Source organism: uncultured Selenomonas sp. (assembly GCA_905372355.1).
Classification (GTDB): domain Bacteria; phylum Bacillota; class Negativicutes; order Selenomonadales; family Selenomonadaceae; genus Selenomonas.
In genome coordinates this window covers 1-4,379 of record CAJPOT010000034.1, presented here as the reverse complement: position 1 = coordinate 4,379, position 4,379 = coordinate 1, and the positions used below count along the sequence as shown (strand labels likewise).

The following is a 4,379-nucleotide window of genomic DNA, read 5'->3' as shown; positions in this document are numbered from 1 at the left end:
GCGACAAGAAGAGCCGCGAGAAGAATCGGTCGCCGCCCTTGCAGCCTGACATCCTCACCAGTGCCGACAAGACGTTCGCGCAAGGCGGTAAACCAACCGTCCGCCAAAACTTCACGCACGCCCGTATTCTTCTTCATCTCTTCTCCTGATTTTCTCTCATCCCTTTCCAGCATTCTCTATCACCTCCTTTCAAGAGAATCACGAAAAATTCCCGTTTTCCAAGGAATAAAACAGCCCCGCTTCCTCCTTGCCAGAATCCGCAGAGCTGTTGATCTCGCCTCTTGCGAGTATACGACGGAAACACCGATCCGTCGATGCTCCCTATGTCTTGCGGAAGCTCTCTCCAAGAAGATCCTCGCAGAGCTTCCGTCATTTATCTTCCTTTATGTTCCTTTACTTTGCACCATGCCCCAGCTACTTTTTCGCCGCCTTGAGCGCTTCGAGCTTCGGTCCCATGATGCGCTTGTACGACTCAACGCCGGGCTGATTGAACGCGTCGACATCGGCAAACTCGCCCTCGTAGGCAATGCTCAGAGCCAAGAGATAGAGCAGTTCGCCCAGATGGAAGGCATTGAGTTCGGGCAGCGAGAACAGCGCATTGAAGCGTTCATTCGACGCAAGCGCGTCAGCATTCGACTGACGTGCGACCTCAAGCGCCTCGCCCATCGTCAGCCCCGAGATATCCGCGAGCTTCTTCACATCGGGAAATTCGTTCGGAATCACGAGGTCGTCCGCCCACTTTTCCAAGCGGATGAACTGCACGACCTTGTTGCGCTTTCCTTCTTGATGCTGCTGCGTCTGCGCATGCATGTCCGTCGTGCCAACGGCGACAACGGGTGTCCTGCCGTAGCAGACTTCATTGCCCTCGCGATCGACCTCCTTACCCAAGGACTCCGCCAAGAGCTGGATGTACCACTCGGAGACCGACTTCATATAGTCGCCGTAAGGCATCATGACCTCAATGTCTCGCCCATACTTTTCGGAAGCGATGAACTTTAAGACCGCATTGAGCATCGCTGGATTCTGCCATACGTCGTCCGCCTGGCATGCCTCGTCCATCGCACGCGCACCCGCGAGGAACGATTCGATGTCGAAGCCGATGCAAGCCGCGAGCGACAGCCCGACCTCAGAGAAGATCGAGAAGCGTCCGCCCACGCCGTCGGGCACGGCGAACGTCTGCCAGCCTTTATCTTTCGCAAGCTTTTTCAAAAGCGTCGGCTTCTCTTCATTCGGATCGGTCACCGCGACAACTTCGACCTCGATATCCGCATCGTCTCGCAGTGCCTTGTAGACTACCATGAAGTTCGACATCGTATCAAGCGTGCCGCCCGACTTCGAGATCACGAGGAGCATCACGCGAAGCGCACGCTTCTTGTGACTTCTGGCAATCTTTGCCTGATTCTTGAGCGAACGGATGAGGTCGCCCGTCGCACGCGGGTCAATGTTGTTGCCGCTGAAATAGACCTTAGGAAAGCCGCCGCGCTCTTCTTCCGTCCTTTCGTTCCAGTAGGCGCCGCACTCTACATCGAAAAGCACCTTGTTGCCGAGATAGGAACCGCCGATCCCGAGCGAGACGACGGCGTCCGTATGATTCTTGACATGCGCCGTCAATTCCTTCAGGCGCGCGAGCGAGGCGGGCGAGTTCAAATGCCCGTCAGTGACATACGGAAGCTCAGAGAAGAGCACCTTTTCGGGCGTCCCGTCCTTCGACAAGTGACCGCGAATGACACCCGTCGAGCGCATGACCTTCATCGCTTCATGCGCCTTCTTCATCCTGTCCGCCATCTCCTTGACATCGGCCTCCGTCACCTTGCCCGGGCCATAGAGATTATCGTAGTCAAAAAGGAATCCAGACTTCAACTTCAACCCCATCGATCATCAACCCCCATGCCATCAGCCATATTTGAGAAACGGACTCACATCAGAACTTAATGCTTACAGTATAGCACACCACTGGAAAAAGAACAATCCCCACTTAGGCAATTACTCCGCATCTTCTTCCATCTTTTGTCGGAGCAAAGGCCCAATTCTTTGCACGAGATACGCCATGAAGTCGTCGCGGATCTCGGGCCGTTTCAAGGCCTGTTCCACCGTCGCCTCCAAGAAACCTTCCTTGTCACCGATGTCGTAGCGCCTTCCCTCGAAACGATAGGCGTAGACCTCTTCCTTGCGCGCAAGCTCACAGATGGCATCTGTCAGCTGGATTTCTTCTCCCGCACCCGGTTTTGTATGCTCCAAGATGTCGAAAATGGCTGGCGTCAGCACATAGCGGCCAAGTACGGCGAGGCGCGACGGCGCCTTTTCTGCCTCGGGCTTTTCCACGAGATCGATCGCCTGCCAGACGTTCGGCTTCACCTGACGCGGGGCGACAATGCCGTAGCGCGAAACCTGGCTCTGCGGTACCTGCTGCACACCAAGCACGCTGCCGCCGTAATCCTCATAAACGTCGATGAGCTGCGCGAGGCACGGCACCTTCGCGTCGACGAGATCGTCGCCCAAGAGCACGGCGAAAGGCTCGTCACCAACGAACTGGCGCGCGCAGAGCACAGCATGGCCGAGCCCGCGCGCCTCCTTCTGTCGAATGAAGTGGATCTGGATGTCCGAGATCTCTTCAACCATCTTGAGCATGTCATACTTACCGTGCTCCTTGAGCTGCATCTCCAACTCCAGTGAACGGTCAAAGTGATCCTCGATCGAGCGCTTGTTGCGCCCCGTGATGATCAGAAGCTCCTCGATGCCCGAGGCGACAGCCTCCTCGACAATGAACTGTATGGCTGGCGTATCGACGATGGGCAGCATCTCCTTCGGCTGCGCCTTCGTCGCCGGTAAGAAGCGCGTGCCGAGTCCCGCTGCAGGAATGATCGCCTTGCGGATTTTCTGCTTCGTCATCATTACCCTCGAATGACGGCGAGGAGTTCCTCCGTCTTTTCCTTCATCAGCGTTTCATCATGACGGGTCTCTACGTTGAGGCGGATCACCGGCTCCGTGTTCGACATGCGCAGGTTGAAGCGCCAGTCCGCGAACTCGACGGAGAGTCCGTCCACCTTCGTAACCTTGCCCTTGCTTCCGTAGATTTCCTCGACCTTCTTCATGACGGCGTGCGCGTCGGCAACCTTGCTGTTGACCTCGCCCGAGATCGGATAGCGTGCCATGCGTTCTGCCATAAGTTCGGACAAAGGCTTTCCTGCAGCGCTCATCAGTTCGAGCACCAAGAGCCACGGAATCATGCCGCTATCGCAATAAGAGAAGTCGCGGAAGTAGTGGTGTGCACTCATCTCGCCGCCGTAAACCGCATTGACCTTGCGCATCTTATCCTTGATAAACGCATGGCCGCTCTTGCACATCACAGCCTCGCCGCCAAGTTCTTTGCAGATTTCGATCGTGTTCCAGACGAGGCGCGGATCGTAGATGATCTTCGCGCCCTTGTTCTTCTTGAGGAACGCCTGCGCGAGGAAGCCAACCATATAGTAGCCCTCGATGAAACCGCCCTTCTCGTCGAAGAGGAAGCAGCGATCGAAGTCACCGTCCCAAGCGATGCCGACGACAGCGCCCGACTCGCGCACCACCTTCGCCGTCGCCTCGCGATTCTCTTGCAGGATCGGGTTCGGCACGCCGTTCGGGAAGTTACCGTCCGGTTCGTTGAACACCTTGACCATCTCGAAGGGCAGATGCTTTTCGAGCGCGTTGATGATCGGCCCTGCCGCACCGTTGCCCGTATTGACGACGATCTTGAACGGCTTCAGCGCCTTGACGTCGACGTATGTCAGGATGTGCTTGACATACTCGTCGAGCACATCGACCTCTTCAATCTTACCTTTCGGGCGATCAAGCGGCTTGAAGTCGCCCTCCATCACGGCCTTCTCAATGTCCTTGAGCCCCGTATCGCTCGAAATCGGGCGCGATTCCTTGCGCACGAACTTCATACCGTTGTACTCTTTCGGGTTGTGGCTCGCCGTGATCATGATGCCACCGTCCAGTTCATAGTGCGCCGTCGTGAAATAGATCATCTCCGTGCCACACTGCCCGATGTCCATGACGTCGGCGCCCGCCTCCGTCAGCCCCTTCGCAAGAGCGTCACGAATCGAAGGTCCGGAAAGACGAATATCGTGCCCGATTGCGACCTTCTTCGCATGGAAGAGATCGACGAAAACGCGCCCGATGCGATAGGCAAGCTCCTCATTGACCTCCTCCGGATAAATTCCACGGATGTCATACGCGCCGAAACCCTTGTTGCTAATTTTCATAACTGCCACCTCTTCTTGCTGAATACGTTGCCTTATGACTTCATGGATTACTGAATATTATATTCTTTCGGGAAAAGGCGTCGATTTCCCTGCTTAGCAAAAGGAAAAAATTTAAGGAATCTGCATATTTCCAAT

General features: G+C 55.8%; 3 protein-coding genes. All 3 read right to left on the bottom strand.

Annotated features, from left to right (window positions below):
- Window positions 1–414: 414 nt before the first annotated feature.
- The 3 genes from QZ177_RS10340 to QZ177_RS10330 all read right to left on the bottom strand — a co-directional run bounded on the left by QZ177_RS10340 (window position 415) and on the right by QZ177_RS10330 (window position 4,244).
- Window positions 415–1,872, bottom strand: a complete 1,458-nt coding sequence (locus QZ177_RS10340; RefSeq protein ID WP_294177396.1) for a glucose-6-phosphate isomerase — start codon at window positions 1,870–1,872, stop codon at window positions 415–417.
- Window positions 1,873–1,983: 111 nt separating this feature from the next.
- Complete coding sequence (gene galU, locus QZ177_RS10335; protein ID WP_294177394.1) at window positions 1,984–2,892, bottom strand: UTP--glucose-1-phosphate uridylyltransferase GalU; 909 nt, start codon at window positions 2,890–2,892, stop codon at window positions 1,984–1,986.
- The gene (locus QZ177_RS10330) at window positions 2,892–4,244 is read right to left on the bottom strand and encodes a phosphomannomutase (RefSeq protein WP_294177391.1); all 1,353 of its coding nucleotides are present in this window, start codon (window positions 4,242–4,244) and stop codon (window positions 2,892–2,894) included. Before QZ177_RS10330 ends, galU begins: the two co-directional genes overlap by 1 nt.
- Window positions 4,245–4,379 lie beyond the last annotated feature (135 nt).

What these genes read in the sequence shown, in the direction of transcription:
- QZ177_RS10340 (WP_294177396.1), bottom strand. Translation starts at nt 1,872, where the DNA reads ATGGGGTTGAAGTTGAAGTCTGGATTCCTTTTTGACTACGATAATCTC.
- galU (WP_294177394.1), bottom strand. Translation starts at nt 2,892, where the DNA reads ATGATGACGAAGCAGAAAATCCGCAAGGCGATCATTCCTGCAGCGGGA.
- QZ177_RS10330 (WP_294177391.1), bottom strand. Translation starts at nt 4,244, where the DNA reads ATGAAAATTAGCAACAAGGGTTTCGGCGCGTATGACATCCGTGGAATT.